Here is a 14,337-nt window from a genome sequence, read left to right on the forward strand (position 1 = left end):
CCTGTGGCTGGCACACTAGCGCAAAGGGCCCGATACAGGAGCGGGCCCGCTTTGGAGTCGACGATGAAAGACTGGCTGGACGAGATCAAGTGGAACAGTGATGGCCTGGTACCGGCAATCGCGCAAGACCACAAGACCGGACGCGTGCTGATGATGGCCTGGATGAACCGTGAATCGCTGGCCCTGACCGCCACCGAGCAACGTGCCATCTACTGGTCGCGTTCGCGTGGCAAGCTGTGGCGCAAAGGCGAGGAATCCGGGCATGTGCAGAAGTTGCATGAGCTGCGCCTGGACTGCGACGCCGACGTGATCATCCTGATGGTCGAGCAACTGGGTCATATCGCCTGCCATACCGGCCGTGAAAGCTGCTTCTACCGCGTGTATGAAGACGGCCAGTGGAAAATCGTCGATCCGGTCCTGAAGGACCCGGATGCCATCTACAGCGCAGGACACTGACATGAGCGACACCCTCAACCGCCTGGCCGAAGTGCTTGAAGAACGCAAACAAGCGGCGCCTGACAGCTCCTATGTGGCCAGCCTGTACCACAAAGGCCTGAACAAGATCCTCGAAAAGCTCGGCGAAGAGTCGGTCGAGACCATCATCGCGGCCAAAGATGCCGCCGTGAGCAAGGATTACAGCGATGTCATCTACGAAACCGCCGACCTGTGGTTTCATAGCCTGGTGATGCTCAGCGCGCTGGGACAGCATCCGCAAGCCGTGCTCGATGAGCTGGACCGCCGTTTCGGACTGTCCGGGCACGATGAAAAGGCCGCGCGACAGCCTTCGGCTTGAGCACAACGCATTCTAGGAGAGCACCATGGGTATTTTTGACTGGAAACACTGGATCGTCCTGCTGGTCGTCGTGGTCCTGGTGTTCGGCACCAAGAAACTGAAGAACTTCGGCAGTGACCTGGGCGAGTCGATCAAAGGCTTCCGCAAGGCCATGAACGAGGAAGAGAACAAGCCGGCCGAGCAAACCCCGCCGCCTGCCCAACCTGTTCCACCTGTGCAGAGCAGCGCACAGCAGAGCCAAGGCCACACCATCGAAGGCCAGGCCCAGCCGGTCCAAGAGCCACAACGGAAAGACTGACCCATGTTCGGCATCAGTTTCAGCGAGCTGCTGCTCGTAGGCCTGGTCGCTCTGCTGGTGCTCGGCCCCGAGCGCCTGCCGGGTGCCGCGCGCACGGCAGGCCTGTGGATCGGTCGGCTCAAGCGCAGCTTCAACAGCATCAAGATGGAAGTGGAGCGCGAAATCGGCGCCGACGACATCCGCCGCCAGCTGCACAACGAGCACATCCTGCAGATGGAAGAGGAAGCCAAGCGCATCCTCAACCCGCTGACGCCACCCGCACAGCCGCCGGTGACCACGGCCAGCGTGCAGCCACCTGCCGGGCTGGAAGCCAGGCCGGTCGAGCCACCTGCCGCCCCGGCCATGCCTTCTGAACCGCCTCAACCGCCGCGAGCCCCATGAGCGAGATCCCGGAACACGACCAGCCAATGCCGCTGGTTTCGCACCTGACCGAACTGCGCACCCGCCTGCTGCGGTGCGTTGCCGTCATTTTCCTGATCTTTGCCGGGCTGTTCTCCTTCGCCCAGCAGATCTACACCCTGGTCTCGGCGCCGCTGCGCGAGCACTTGCCGGCCAATGCGACGATGATCGCCACCGACGTGGCCTCGCCGTTCCTCACGCCGTTCAAGCTGACCATGATCGTGTCGCTGTTCCTGGCGATCCCGTTCATCCTGCAGCAGATCTGGGGGTTTATCGCGCCCGGTCTGTACCGCCATGAAAAGCGCATCGCCATTCCGCTGCTGGTGTCGAGCATCTTCCTGTTCTATGCCGGCATGGCGTTCGCCTATTTCCTGGTGTTCCCGCTGATCTTCGGCTTCTTCGCCAGCGCCACGCCGGAAGGCGTGTCGATGATGACCGATATCGCCAGCTACCTCGACTTCGTGATGACGCTGTTCTTCGCCTTTGGCGTGGCCTTCGAAATCCCGGTAGCGGTGGTGCTGCTGGTGTGGATCGGCGTGGTCGACGTGAAGTACCTGAAGAAGATCCGTCCTTATGTGATCATCGGCTGCTTCGTGGTCGGCATGGTCCTCACCCCACCTGATATCTTCTCCCAGACCCTGCTGGCCGTGCCCATGTGGCTGCTGTTCGAGGTGGGTGTGCTGTGCGGCAGCATGATCCGCAAGCGCAGTGCCCATGATGAAACCGCCGACGACCATAACGACCAGCCACCTGCGACCCAACCGTGAACCTGTTGCTTCTTGAAGAGGCCGACTTCGTTTCGGCCGACCGCGTCGTTCTCGCTGACCGGCGCTTCACCCACATGCAGGACATCCACCGCGTGGCGGTGGGCGACAACCTGCGCGTGGGCCGTATCAACGGCCTGATGGGCAAGGCCACGGTGCTGCGCCTGGAAAAGCACGAAGCCGAGCTGGAAGTTGCGTTTGACCAGCCGCCGCCGGCCAAGCTGCCGCTGACCCTGGTGCTGGCGGTGCCTCGGCCGAAAATGCTACGTCGGCTGTTCCAGACCGTGGCCACCCTGGGCGTGCCACGCCTGATCCTGGTGAACAGCTACAAAGTCGAGAAAAGCTTCTGGCAAACGCCCTTCCTGCAGCCCGAGAGCATTCGCGAGAACCTGATCCTTGGCCTGGAACAGGCGCGCGACACCGTCTTGCCCGAAGTCATCATCGAAAAACGCTTCAAGCCCTTCGTCGAAGACCGCCTACCCGCCATCGCGGCTGGCACCTTGGGCCTGGTCGGCCACCCCGGCCCCTACCCCGCCTGCCCCCGTGCCGTGGAGCAACCCGTTACCCTGGCCATCGGCCCCGAAGGCGGCTGGATCCCCTACGAAGTCGACCTGCTGGGCAAAGCCGGGCTGGCGCCGGTGCAGCTGGGTGAGCGCATCTTGCGGGTCGAGACCGCGGTAACAGCGCTGCTTTCGCGCATTTTCTGACACAAACGCCGCTTTTTCGCCCATCAAGTTTCCCGCTCCCAGGCCGATGCCTTGGCAATACAACAACTGTTTGTACTGCCAAGTCGCCAGGGAGTCGTACATGTATCAATGGTTAGCCCAATCGCTGGGCAATGTGAGCGTCAATCGCAAACTGGGGCTGGGCTTCGGCCTGGTGCTGCTGTTGACCCTGGCTATTACCCTGACCGGCTGGCACGGCATGGACAACATCATCGACCGTGGCGACAAGCTGGGGAACATCTCGGTCATCCAGCAGTACACCCAGGAGCTGCGCATTGCTCGCCAGCACTACGAGCGCCGGCGTGACGATGCCTCGGTGGCCGAGCTGGAAAAGGCCTTGGCCAATCTCGACCGCCAGGTACAGCTGATGCTCGGGCAGATCGAACACCCCGGCGATCGCCAACGCCTGGAGCAGCAGCGCGAGGCCGTGCGCACCTACCAGCAGGCATTCAACGAGCTGAAGCAGGCCGGCCAGCGCCGCGAAGCCAGCCGTGACGTGCTCGGCGACAGCGCCGACAAGGCAGTGGACCTGATCGGCCGCGTGCAGCGAGGCCTGCTGCAAGGTGGCGATATCAACCAGTACCAGCATGCGGTGGATGTGAGCGCCCTGCTGCAGCAGGCGCGCTTTCAAGTGCGTGGCTACACCTACAGCGGCAACGCCGACTTCCAGCAAACGGCGCTGAAGGCCATCGACCAGGCGCTGGCCGAGCTGCGCGCGCTGCCGGCCAAGGTGCCTGCCGAACATGCCGCCAGCCTGGACGATGCCGCCACAGCCATGGGTGGCTACCGTGATGCGGTCACCCAGTTCGGCAATGCCCAGACCGCCAGCGAGCAAGCCCTGCAACGCATGGCCGAACAAGGCACGGTACTGCTGCAGACCAGCCAGGCGATGACCACTTCTCAAACCGAGGTGCGCGACGCCGCTGCAGCCCAGGCCAAGACCCTGCTCGCGGTTGCCACCGTACTGGCCCTGGCCTTTGGCCTGCTGGCTGCCTGGGCCATTACCCGACAGATCATCATCCCCCTGCGCCAGACCTTGCGCGCCGCCGAGCGCGTAGCCAATGGCGACCTGACCCAGAGCCTGCCCGTACAGCGCCGCGACGAACTGGGCCAGTTGCAGGCAAGCATGCAGCGCATGACCCAGGGCCTGCGCGAGCTGATCGGCGGCATTGGCGACGGGGTAACGCAGATCGCCAGCGCCGCCGAACAGCTCTCTGCCGTCACCGAGCAAACCAGCGCCGGGGTCAACAACCAGAAGGTCGAGACGGACCAAGTGGCGACCGCCATGAACCAGATGACCGCTACCGTGCACGAGGTAGCACGCAATGCCGAGCAGGCTTCGGAAGCCGCCCTGATGGCCGACCAGCAAGCCCGCGAAGGTGACCGGGTGGTGGGGGAAGCGGTGGCGCAGATCGAGCGCCTGGCGGGCGAGGTGGTGAACTCCAGCGAAGCGATGAACCAGCTCAAGGTTGAAAGCGACAAGATCGGCAGCGTGCTCGACGTGATCAAGTCGGTGGCCCAGCAGACCAATCTGTTGGCCCTGAACGCGGCGATCGAAGCCGCCCGTGCCGGCGAGGCCGGGCGTGGCTTTGCCGTGGTGGCCGACGAAGTGCGCAGCCTGGCCCAACGCACCCAGCAGTCGACCGAAGAGATCGAAGAGCTGATTGCCGGGCTGCAAAGCGGCACCCAACGGGTGGCCAGCGTGATGGACAACAGCCGCCAGCTCACCGACAGCAGCGTCGAGCTGACCCGCCGTGCCGGCAGTTCGCTGGAAACCATCACCCGTACCGTGTCGTCCATCCAGGCGATGAACCAGCAGATTGCCACGGCCGCAGAAGAGCAGACGGCCGTGGCCGAAGAGATCAACCGCAGCGTGATGAATGTGCGGGACATTTCCGACCAGACCTCGGCGGCCAGTGAAGAGACGGCCAGTTCCAGCGTGGAGCTGGCGCGGCTGGGTACCCATCTGCAGGCGCTGGTGGGGCGGTTCAGGCTCTAACCAGAGGGCTGGAAGAACTTTCCTACATTCAGCGGTGAAATTTCCTACCTGATTATCAGGTCAAGTCCTACAGCTCCGCAGCCGATTGGCAGAGGTGTAATGCCGGCAATACGCCTGCATGCCCTCCCCCAATCGCACGGAGACTTCCCATGCTCGGCTACCTCAACCGCAAGCTCGGCAACATCAGTGTCGCCGCCAAGCTGGCCCTCGGCTTCGCCGTGGTCCTGCTGCTCACCCTGGCCACCACCATCAGCGGCTGGCGTGCTCTGGATGGCGCCATCAACCGCTCGCAACAGCTCAGTGAAATTGGCCAGATCAACGATCTGGTCAAGGACCTGCGTGCCGAGCGCATCACCTTCCGCGTACTCAGCGACGACACCAGCAAGGCACGCATCCAGCAGGCCATCGAGCAACTGGAGCGCATGCTGACCACGTTGCAGCAGCGCAGCAACGTGGACGAGTCCCGTCAGTTGCTCACGCAGAAACTGCAACTGCTGCAACAGCTGCGCGAAGACTTCAGCGAGCTGCAGAAGACCGTCGCCAGTCGCATGACACTGCGCCAGGCCATGCAAGCGCAGGAGCTCAAGCTGAACGATGTCATTGAAGATTTGCAGACCAAAGCGCTGCTGACCATGGCTGACAGCCAACAAGGCAGCACACTGGGCCTGATGGAAACGCTCGGCCGGCATGTTGATGTCGCCAACCAGCAGAGCCTTGTGCCGGCCTACACCTTCTCGCCCGTCGAGGACTTCGCCAAGGTCGGCGACACTGCACTGGACGCCGCCGACAGCAGCCTTGAGCAATTGCTCAAGGCCCTGGCACCGCTTGGCTTGCCACGATCACTTACCGAGCAACCTGGTATCGAGCTGACCAAGTACAGGGCCAGCCTGGAACAGTACCGCCGTGCAGCGGTGCGCGCTGAACAGCTGCAGGGCAACATGGAAAGAATGGGCGACGAACTGGGCGTGGCAAGTGTCGAACTGGCCGCGCGCAAAGTGGAGCAACGTGACAACGAAGCCTTGGCCGCACGCTCGCTGCTGACCAGCGTGGCATTGCTGGCACTGGTGCTTGGGGTGATGGCCGCCTGGCTGATTACCCTGCAGATCACCCAACCACTGCGCCAGACACTGGCCGTGGCCGCACGCATCGCCAAGGGTGACCTGAGCCAGGTTGACACCGTGCACCGCCGCGACGAAATGGGCCAGCTGCAAACCAGCATGCGCGAAATGACCTTGAGCCTGCGCGAGCTGATCGGCGGCATCGACCAAGGTGTCGGCCAGCTGTCACAGGCCGCCACACAGCTGGCGACCAGCAGCGAGGACACCAAGCTGCGCATCAACCAGCAGCGCGAGGAAACCGATCAGGTAGCCACCGCCATGAACCAGATGAGCGCTACTGTGCAGGAAGTGGCACAGAACGCCGAGCAGGCTTCGCTGGCCGCGACCAACGCTGACCAACAGGCGCAACTGGGCGACCAGGTGGTGGCTGAAGCCATCGGCCGCATCGAGCAACTGGCCGGGCAGATGGACCATTGCCTGGCAGCCATGCAGCACTTGGCGGGCGAGAGCCAACGGATTGGCAGCATCCTCGATGTGATCAAGTCGGTGTCCGAACAGACCAACTTGCTGGCCTTGAACGCGGCGATCGAAGCGGCACGGGCCGGTGAAGCCGGGCGTGGCTTTGCCGTGGTGGCCGATGAAGTACGCGGCCTGGCCCAACGCACCTCGACGGCCACCGAGGAGATTGGCCAACTGATCGACAGCCTGCACAACGGCACCGACGAAGTGACCCGCTTGCTGGACAACAGCAAGAACCTGACCGAGCAGAGCGTGGACCTGAGCCGACGCGCCGGGGCCGCACTGAGCCAGATCACCGACACGGTGTCGAGCATTCAGGGCATGAACCAGCAGATCGCCACGGCCAGTGAGGAACAGAGCGTGGTGGCCGAGCAGATCAACCGAAGCGTCATCAGTGTGCGGGATGCGTCAGATCAGACCAGTGCGGCCAGTGAGCAGACGGCGGCTTCGAGTGGGGAGTTGGAGCAGTTGGGGCAGCAGTTGCGGGGGATGGTGGGGCGGTTCAACATTTGAGATTGTCGGGGCTGCTTTGCAGCCCAATCGCCGGCAAGCCAGCTCCCACAAAAAGCAGGCCAGCGCCATACCTGTGGGAGCTGGCTTGCCGGCGAATGGGGCGCATAGCGCCCCCGCTTTTTTTACAGCACCTGGCGCAAGAAGGCCTGGGCCCTTGGGTCTTTCGGTGCAGCAAAGAAGGCGGCCGGGGCCGAGTCTTCCAGCAGCTTGCCATGGTCGAAGAACAGCACCCGGTCCGCCACTTCGCGGGCGAAGCCCATTTCGTGGGTGACGCAGACCATGGTCATGCCTTCCTGGGCCAGGGTCTTCATCACGTCCAGCACTTCGCCGACCATTTCAGGGTCGAGCGCCGAGGTGGGCTCGTCGAACAGCATCACTTTCGGGTCCATCGCCAAGGCACGGGCAATCGCTACCCGCTGCTGCTGGCCACCCGACAGGCGCGACGGGAATTCGTTGGCCTTCTGCGAAATGCCCACTTTTTCCAGCAACGCACGGGCCTTGGCTTCACGCTCGGCCTTGTTGCGCTTGCGCACTACCTTCTGCGCCAGGCACAGGTTTTCCAGCACGGTCATGTGCGGGAACAGGTTGAAGTGCTGAAACACCATGCCGACTTCGCGGCGGTAGGCGTTGATGTCGGTCTTGGGGTCGGCCAGTTGCAGGCCGTCGATGGCCACATGCCCTTCGTCGAAATGCTCCAGGCCGTTGAGGCAGCGCAGGAAGGTCGACTTGCCCGAACCCGATGGGCCGAGCACCACCACCACTTCGCCCTTGGCGACCTGGGTGGTGACGTTATCCACAGCCCGTACCACATGGCCACGGGTGTCGAAGACTTTCAGCAGATCACGGACTTCAATCACTTTGCGCAAGCCTCCGCTCAAGCCGGCTGGCAATGTGCGACAGCGGCAGGTTGATCAACAGGTACAGGCCTGCCACGCAGAACCAGATCTCGAAGGTCGAGAACGAGGTGGTGATGGCCTCGCGGCCGCTCTTGGTCAGTTCGGTGATGGCGATCACCGACACCAGCGAGGTGTCTTTGACCAGGCTGATGAACTGGCCAGCCAGCGGCGGCAGCACGCGCTTGAACGCCTGCGGCAAGATGACATGACGCATCGACTGGCCGGCGTTCAGGCCCAGCGAGCGGGCCGCTTCGTTCTGGCCCTTGGCAATGGACTGCACGCCGGCACGGACGATTTCCGCCACATAGGCGCCAGTGAACAGCGCCAGCGCCGCCACCCCGGCAAACTCGCGGGACAGGTTGAGCACGGTGCCGATGAAGAAGTAGAAGATGAAGATCTGCACCAGCAGCGGCGTGCCACGCACCAGCTCGACATAGACGGTCGAGAGGTCACGCAGGGTCGGGTTGTTCGACAACCGGCACAAGCCAGCGAACAGGCCGATGACCAAGCCCAGGGCGCCAGATACCACCGACAACCACAACGTGGTCCACAGGCCCCAGGCCAACGGACCGGCGGCCCAGTGGCGGGTGACACCGATCTGGTCGCCTTCGGCAACATCGTCACCGCGGCTCAGTTGCAGGCTGTCTTTGGCCACATCGAGTACTTGTTCGGCGCCGCTTTCATCCTTCAGCGTGACGCGGGCGTTATCGCCAGAGATGACGATTTCCTGCACGGTGCCGTAATTGGCAGCGCGCTGTGTTTCCTCAGCCTTGTAGGCGAAGTACTGCGGTACGCGGTTCCAGCGCCACTCGTAGGACATCATCGAGGTGGCCATGTACAGGCTGACCGCAAGGCCCACCAGCACCAGGGCGGTCAGCCCATGCCAGGGCCACTGGGCTTTCTTGTGTTTGATCACGTGAGGTACTTCCGTAAATGCGAACGCGCAGGGTTTGCCTGCGCGTCGGGGTCAAAAGCCGGGCTTGTGGCCTGGGCCTTATTCCATTTCCTTCAGCCAGTCCTTGTTCTTGAACCACTTGTCGTGAATACGATCGTAGGTCCCGTCATGCTTGATCTGGTGCAGGAAGTTGTTGATGAAGTTGATGCTGTCGTAGTCGCCTTTCTTCAGGCCGAAGGCCAGCGGCTCGTAGGTGAAGGGTTCTTCGAGGAACAGCAGCTTGCCAGCGCCAGCCTTCTCGACCGCTACCACGTTGTACGGCGCGTCATAGACGAAGGCGTCCGCCTTGCCGTTGACCACGTCCATTACCGCTTCCTGTTCGTTGTCGTAGCCGTGGTACTTGGCTTTGCCGATCAGCTTCTTGGAAACCATTTCACCCGTGGTGCCGAGCTTGGAGGTGAGGCGGTACTTCTCGTTGTTCAGGTCTTTGTACGACTTGATCTCGCCCGCCAGTTCCTTGCGGATCAGCAGGGTCTGGCCAACCACGATGAAGGGTTCGCTGAAGTTCAGGCGCAGGTTGCGTTCCTGGGTCAGGGTCATGCCGCTGCCGATCATGTCGAACTTGTCAGTCAGCAGGGCCGGGATGATGCCGTCATAGGCGGTGGAAACAGCCTCGAACTTCACGCCCATGGACTTGGCCATGGCTTTGAGGATATCGACTTCGAAGCCGATGATCTCGCCACGCTTGTTGGTCATCTGGAACGGCATGTAGGTCGGGTCCATGCCCACCTTCAGGGTGCCGCGCTTGACCGCGTCATCGATGGCGCCTGCCTGGGCCGCAGTTACAGCGACCAGGGCGGTTACACCGACCAGCAATCGCGAAAGGTATTTCTTGATCATCACCAAGTCCCCTAGCAAGAAAAGTAGCGAATCTTATTGTGTTGGCACGGCCGTACTGGCCGAGACGTCGTATCGGAATGGGATGCTAACGCATGGCGGCTCGGGGACCTAGAGCCGGGGGGGACTTTGTTGGCCAAAATCCGTTATGCAGGGGAATTGCTGGCGAGGGCTTTGCCCTCGTTTCGCGACACAAGGCCGCTCCTACAGGGGAATGCATATTCCTGTAGGAACGGCCTTGTGCCGCGAAGAGGCCCGATCAGGCGCCGACGAGTGCCGGTTGGCCTTCGTTCTCTGGGTGCAGCGGCAACAGCGGCGAGTGCGGGTCGTTCTTGATGGACGCGCGCCACACATCGATCCACGCCGCATTGTGTTGCGCCCACACCTGCTCGTGCAGGCGGCTCAGTGCCACCGGGTCACTGAGCAGGGCCAGGCGGGTATTGAGGTCCAGCCCTTTCGGCCCGACTTCCATCGCTTTGGCCACGCGCTCGGCACGCAGCGCTTCGATCGGCGCCGCCTGGCCATGACGGGCAGTGGCCATGGCGCAGGCCAGGGCGTTCTGCCGCGGGTCGACCACAGCCCGCACGAAGCCGTCATGCAGGGCATGCCAGCGGTTTTCGTGGGTGTACTGGTCGGTGGCCAGCAGCTCTTGTGGGGTGGCGTATTCCTCGGGGATGAGGAACAGCTTCTCGTCCTTGGCCGCCAGGCCCAGGCGGGTGCGGCTGGAGATCACCGACACCGGGATCGACAGCATCAGCGAACCAACGATGGGTGCCAGCCACCACAGGAAGCTCGGGTTCAGCCAGGCCACCAGCCCAGCCCAGGCAATGCCCAGCAGGGTTTGCGGGCCATGGCGGCGCACGGCCTCGCTCCACGGCGTGGAGTCGTCGTCACGCTGCGGCGAGTTCCAGGTGGCAGCCCAGCCGAGGAACGCGGCCAGCACGAAACGGGTGTGGAAGATCATGCGCACCGGTGCCAGCAGCATGGAGAACAGCATCTCCATCAGCATCGACAGGGTGACCTTCACCCGACCGCCGAACTCGACGGCACCCTTGGCCCAGATCAGGATGATGCTGAGCAGCTTGGGCAGGAACAGCAGCACGATGGTGGTGGAGAACAGCGCCACGGCCTTCTCCGGGTGCCACTGTGGCCACAGCGGGTACAGCTGGTACGGCTCGATGAAGTACTGCGGCTCCATCAGGGTGTTGGTCGCCAGCAGCGCGGTCGACAGCACCAGGAACAGGAACCACAGCGGCGCCGACAAGTACGACATCACCCCGGTGAGGAACACCGCACGGTGCACCGGGTGCATGCCCTTGACCAGGAACAGGCGGAAGTTCATCAGGTTGCCGTGGCACCAGCGGCGGTCACGCTTGAGCTCGTCGAGCAGGTTTGGCGGCAGTTCTTCGTAGCTGCCCGGCAGGTCATAGGCGATCCACACGCCCCAGCCAGCACGGCGCATCAGCGCAGCTTCGACGAAGTCGTGGGAGAGAATCGCACCGGCGAACGCACCCTTGCCCGGCAACGGCGCCAGGGCGCAGTGCTCGATGAACGGCTTCATGCGGATGATCGCGTTGTGGCCCCAGTAGTGCGACTCGCCCAACTGCCAGAAGTGCAGGCCGGCGGTGAACAGCGGGCCGTACACGCGGGTGGCGAACTGCTGCATGCGTGCGTACAGGGTGTCCATGCCCGAGGCTTTCGGCCCGGTCTGGATGATACCGGCGTCCGGGTTGGCCTCCATCAGGCGCACCAGGCTGCTCAGGCACTCGCCGCTCATGACGCTGTCAGCGTCGAGCACGACCATGTACTTGTACTCGCCACCCCAGCGACGGCAGAAGTCGTCGAGGTTACCGCTCTTGCGCTTCACCCGGCGCCGACGGCGGCGGTAGAAGATGCGACCAAAGCCTTTGGTTTCGCGGCACACGTCCAGCCAGGCCTGTTGCTCGGCCACGGCAATGTCGGTGTCGTTGGTGTCGCTGAGCACGAAGAAGTCGAAACGGTCGAGGTTGCCGCTGGCGGCCACCGACTCGAACGTTGCGCGCAGGCCGGCGAACACGCGCGGCACGTCTTCGTTGCAGATCGGCATCACCAGCGCGGTACGCGCCTCGGGCGCAATCGGCTCGTTGCCGGCGCTGCTGCCCGAAATCTTGTACTTGTCACGCCCGGTAAGCAGCTCAAGGAAGCCCATGAGCGCGGTCCAGAAGCCCGCCGACACCCAGCAGAACAGGATGCCGAAGAGGATCAGGATGGAGGTTTGCAAGGCATACGGCCACACCTGCACCACCGTGTCCCACAGCGACTGGCTGAGGATTTCGTCGAGGTCAACGAACGACCAGCCCTGGTACGGCAGGATGCCCTTCATGTACCAACCGGCGACGATGGTCTGGCCGATCATCAGGGCCAGCAGGATGTAGCGGCGGATCGAACCGACCGTACGCCAGCGCGCCGGCGGCAGCTCGCGCTTGGGTGGCTGCGGGGCATTGGTACGGCCGGTCATGCGCCGCCACATGCGGATCAGCACGTTGGTGCGCCACGGCTCTGGCACCACTTTGGTGCGTTTGATCGGTGGGGCGATTTTCAGGCACAGGCGGCCGCTGCCGTCGACGCCGAGCATTTCGGCGTCTTCCAGCTCGGCGGCGCTGCCCACGGTCAGGCGCGGGCCTACCGAGGCCTGCACGGCCTCGGCAGCGTCGGCGGCCGGGTTGGCCGCCAAGCGTTGGTGCAGCTCACTGAATGACGTGCAGCTGGCGAGGTCCGCCCGTTGCTCGTCACTCAGTGGTAGGTGAGCCAGGTACTCGCCAAGCGATACTGGCCTTGCGCTTGAGTTACTCATCGGCAGGCAACTGATAGCTCCAGGTCTCGGTCAGCACCTTCTCGGTGGTGGCCGGGGCCCCATTGGTGGGCGCCGCATCGGCGGCAGGTTGTTCGGCCTTGGCCGTTTGCTCAGCCTTGACGGCTTTCTCGGCCTTGGCATGCTTGGCTGCGGCCTTGTCCTGCTTGGCATCCTGCGCAGGCTTGGCGGGTTCGACCGGCACATCGCGCACCAGCGCGGCACGCATTTCGGTCGATTTGTTGGCTTCCTTGACCTTCAAACGCAGGGTCAGGCGCCAGCCCTTGGTCTCAGGGTTATAGCGCAGATTGTTCTCGACCACCTCGGCGTTGTCGCCCACGCTGATCTGGCTGCGCACGGCGGTGTCTTCCGGCAATGCGGCCAGGGCCGGGCCGGCGAAGTCGACCAGGAAGGCCACACTGCCGTCTGGCTGGCGAATCAGGTTGGACTGTTTGACGTCGCCGGTGGAGCGCAGGGTCTGCTTGACCCAGCCCAGCTCAGGGGCCTGGAACTTCGGCTCGTCGATGGTCCAGTGCAGGCGGTAGGCGTACTCGAACGGCTTGCCTGGCTCAGGCAGCTTTTCCGGGCTCCAGAAGGCTACGATGTTGTCGTTGGTCTCGTCGGCAGTCGGGATTTCGACCAGGTCGACGGTACCCTTGCCCCAGTCACCCTTCGGCTCGATCCAGGCGCTTGGGCGCTTCTGGTAGTTGTCGTCGAGGTCTTCGTAGTCGCTGAAGGCACGTTGACGCTGCATCAGGCCGAAACCACGCGGGTTCTCGACGCTGAAGTTGCTCACCGCCAAGTGTTTCGGGTTGTTCAGCGGGCGCCAGATCCACTCGCCGTTGCCAGCGTGGATCGACAGGCCTTCGGAGTCGTGCAGGGCCGGGCGGTAGTTGAGCACCTTGGACGGCTGGTTGGGGCCGAACAGGTACATGCTGGTGAGCGGCGCAATGCCCAGGCGGCTGACGTGGTCACGCAGGAATACCTGGGACTGCACGTCGACCACCGTGTTGTTGCCCGGGCGCAGGGTCAGCTTGTAGGCACCGGTGGAACGCGGCGAATCCAGCAGGGCGTAGATTACAAGATGCTTGTCGGCCGGCTTGGGTTTTTCGACCCAGAACTCGGTGAAGCGCGGGAACTCCTCGCCCGACGGCAACGCGGTGTCGATCGCCAGGCCACGCGCCGACAGGCCGTACACATGGCCCTTGCCGACCACGCGGAAGTAGCTGGCGCCAAGCAGGGTCATGATCTCGTCCTGCTTGTCGGCCTTGTTGATCGGGTACAGCACGCGGAAACCGGCGTAACCCAGGTTCTTGGTGGTTTCCGGGTCGTGCGGCACGTCACCGAACTCGAAGCGGCTCGGGTCGTACTTGATTTCCTCGACCTTGGTGGCGGTGACCTCGTTGATCTTCACCGGGGTGTCGAAGTGCATGCCCTGGTGATAGAACGACAGTTTGAACGGGGTCTTGTCCTTGGCCCACTCAGCCTTTTCCTGCAGGAAATGGATTTTCTGGTAGTCCGCGAACTTCATGTCGCGAAACGCTGCCGGCAGGTTGCTTTTGGGTGCGTCGTACTTCTGGCCGGCCAGATCCTTTGCCTTGGCTGCAACATCGTCAAGATTGAATGCCCACAGCTGGCCCGCGCTCATCAGGCCGACCAGTGCCACACTGGCCATCAGGGCCTTGCGCAGCCCGGTTCCGGGGATTCTTGATGCTTTTTGGGGACTAACAATCACGAGCAACCCTCGCCGA

The 14,337-nt window shown here is 63.1% G+C and carries 13 protein-coding genes and 1 pseudogene; 9 read left to right on the plus strand and 5 right to left on the minus strand.

Annotated elements, in window-relative coordinates:
• Window positions 1-63: 63 nt before the first annotated feature.
• From hisI to QQL85_RS06150, 9 genes and pseudogenes are all read left to right on the plus strand, one after another.
• Window positions 64-456, plus strand: coding sequence for a phosphoribosyl-AMP cyclohydrolase (gene hisI / locus QQL85_RS06115; protein ID WP_012274571.1), 393 nt, complete (start codon window positions 64-66; stop codon window positions 454-456).
• A gap of 1 nt (window position 457) precedes the next feature.
• Window positions 458-793, plus strand: coding sequence for a phosphoribosyl-ATP diphosphatase (locus QQL85_RS06120; protein WP_016489563.1), 336 nt, complete (start codon window positions 458-460; stop codon window positions 791-793).
• A gap of 25 nt (window positions 794-818) precedes the next feature.
• Window positions 819-1,091, plus strand: a complete 273-nt coding sequence (locus QQL85_RS06125; RefSeq protein ID WP_284353180.1) for a twin-arginine translocase TatA/TatE family subunit — start codon at window positions 819-821, stop codon at window positions 1,089-1,091.
• A 3-nt stretch (window positions 1,092-1,094) separates the two neighbouring features.
• The gene (gene tatB / locus QQL85_RS06130; protein WP_284353179.1) at window positions 1,095-1,472 is read left to right on the plus strand and encodes a Sec-independent protein translocase protein TatB; all 378 of its coding nucleotides are present in this window, start codon (window positions 1,095-1,097) and stop codon (window positions 1,470-1,472) included.
• Window positions 1,469-2,257: a twin-arginine translocase subunit TatC gene (tatC, locus tag QQL85_RS06135; RefSeq protein ID WP_016712436.1), complete on the plus strand. Its 789-nt coding sequence runs from the start codon at window positions 1,469-1,471 to the stop codon at window positions 2,255-2,257. Before tatB ends, tatC begins: the two co-directional genes overlap by 4 nt.
• Entirely contained in the window at window positions 2,254-2,961 is a 708-nt protein-coding gene (locus QQL85_RS06140; RefSeq protein ID WP_284353178.1) for a 16S rRNA (uracil(1498)-N(3))-methyltransferase, read from the plus strand. The genes tatC and QQL85_RS06140 overlap by 4 nt, the downstream gene beginning before the upstream one ends.
• Before the next feature lie 217 nt (window positions 2,962-3,178).
• Window positions 3,179-4,123, plus strand: a pseudogene (locus QQL85_RS26715) (methyl-accepting chemotaxis protein); the annotation flags it as partial.
• 141 nt (window positions 4,124-4,264) lie between these two features.
• A complete protein-coding gene (locus QQL85_RS26720) occupies window positions 4,265-4,978 on the plus strand; it encodes a methyl-accepting chemotaxis protein (RefSeq protein ID WP_434489046.1) in 714 nt (237 codons plus the stop codon).
• 149 nt (window positions 4,979-5,127) lie between these two features.
• Window positions 5,128-7,068 (plus strand): methyl-accepting chemotaxis protein, encoded by a 1,941-nt coding sequence (locus tag QQL85_RS06150; protein WP_284353176.1) that lies wholly within the window; start codon window positions 5,128-5,130, stop codon window positions 7,066-7,068.
• Between the two features lie 122 nt (window positions 7,069-7,190).
• Here QQL85_RS06150 and QQL85_RS06155 read toward each other — a convergent pair whose 3' ends face one another.
• The 5 genes from QQL85_RS06155 to QQL85_RS06175 all read right to left on the minus strand — a co-directional run bounded on the left by QQL85_RS06155 (window position 7,191) and on the right by QQL85_RS06175 (window position 14,321).
• Entirely contained in the window at window positions 7,191-7,925 is a 735-nt protein-coding gene (locus QQL85_RS06155) for an amino acid ABC transporter ATP-binding protein (RefSeq protein ID WP_284353462.1), read from the minus strand.
• Entirely contained in the window at window positions 7,918-8,880 is a 963-nt protein-coding gene (locus QQL85_RS06160) for an amino acid ABC transporter permease (RefSeq protein WP_284353175.1), read from the minus strand. The genes QQL85_RS06155 and QQL85_RS06160 overlap by 8 nt, the downstream gene beginning before the upstream one ends.
• A 78-nt stretch (window positions 8,881-8,958) precedes the next feature.
• Window positions 8,959-9,756: a transporter substrate-binding domain-containing protein gene (locus tag QQL85_RS06165; protein WP_284353461.1), complete on the minus strand. Its 798-nt coding sequence runs from the start codon at window positions 9,754-9,756 to the stop codon at window positions 8,959-8,961.
• Between the two features lie 259 nt (window positions 9,757-10,015).
• Window positions 10,016-12,589, minus strand: a complete 2,574-nt coding sequence (gene mdoH / locus QQL85_RS06170; RefSeq protein ID WP_284353174.1) for a glucans biosynthesis glucosyltransferase MdoH — start codon at window positions 12,587-12,589, stop codon at window positions 10,016-10,018.
• On the minus strand, window positions 12,582-14,321 hold the full coding sequence (locus QQL85_RS06175) for a glucan biosynthesis protein G (protein WP_284353173.1): 1,740 nt from the start codon (window positions 14,319-14,321) through the stop codon (window positions 12,582-12,584). The genes mdoH and QQL85_RS06175 overlap by 8 nt, the downstream gene beginning before the upstream one ends.
• Window positions 14,322-14,337 lie beyond the last annotated feature (16 nt).

Origin of the sequence: Pseudomonas putida (assembly GCF_030159595.1) — a bacterium.
GTDB classification, from domain to species: Bacteria; Pseudomonadota; Gammaproteobacteria; order Pseudomonadales; family Pseudomonadaceae; genus Aquipseudomonas; species Aquipseudomonas putida_AC.

Bases quoted from the DNA above. Each gene is read 5' to 3' on its own strand.
- hisI (WP_012274571.1), top strand. From the start codon at position 64: ATGAAAGACTGGCTGGACGAGATCAAGTGGAACAGTGATGGCCTGGTA.
- QQL85_RS06120 (WP_016489563.1), top strand. From the start codon at position 458: ATGAGCGACACCCTCAACCGCCTGGCCGAAGTGCTTGAAGAACGCAAA.
- QQL85_RS06125 (WP_284353180.1), top strand. From the start codon at position 819: ATGGGTATTTTTGACTGGAAACACTGGATCGTCCTGCTGGTCGTCGTG.
- tatB (WP_284353179.1), top strand. From the start codon at position 1,095: ATGTTCGGCATCAGTTTCAGCGAGCTGCTGCTCGTAGGCCTGGTCGCT.
- tatC (WP_016712436.1), top strand. From the start codon at position 1,469: ATGAGCGAGATCCCGGAACACGACCAGCCAATGCCGCTGGTTTCGCAC.
- QQL85_RS26720 (WP_434489046.1), top strand. From the start codon at position 4,265: ATGAACCAGATGACCGCTACCGTGCACGAGGTAGCACGCAATGCCGAG.
- QQL85_RS06150 (WP_284353176.1), top strand. From the start codon at position 5,128: ATGCTCGGCTACCTCAACCGCAAGCTCGGCAACATCAGTGTCGCCGCC.
- mdoH (WP_284353174.1), bottom strand. From the start codon at position 12,589: ATGAGTAACTCAAGCGCAAGGCCAGTATCGCTTGGCGAGTACCTGGCT.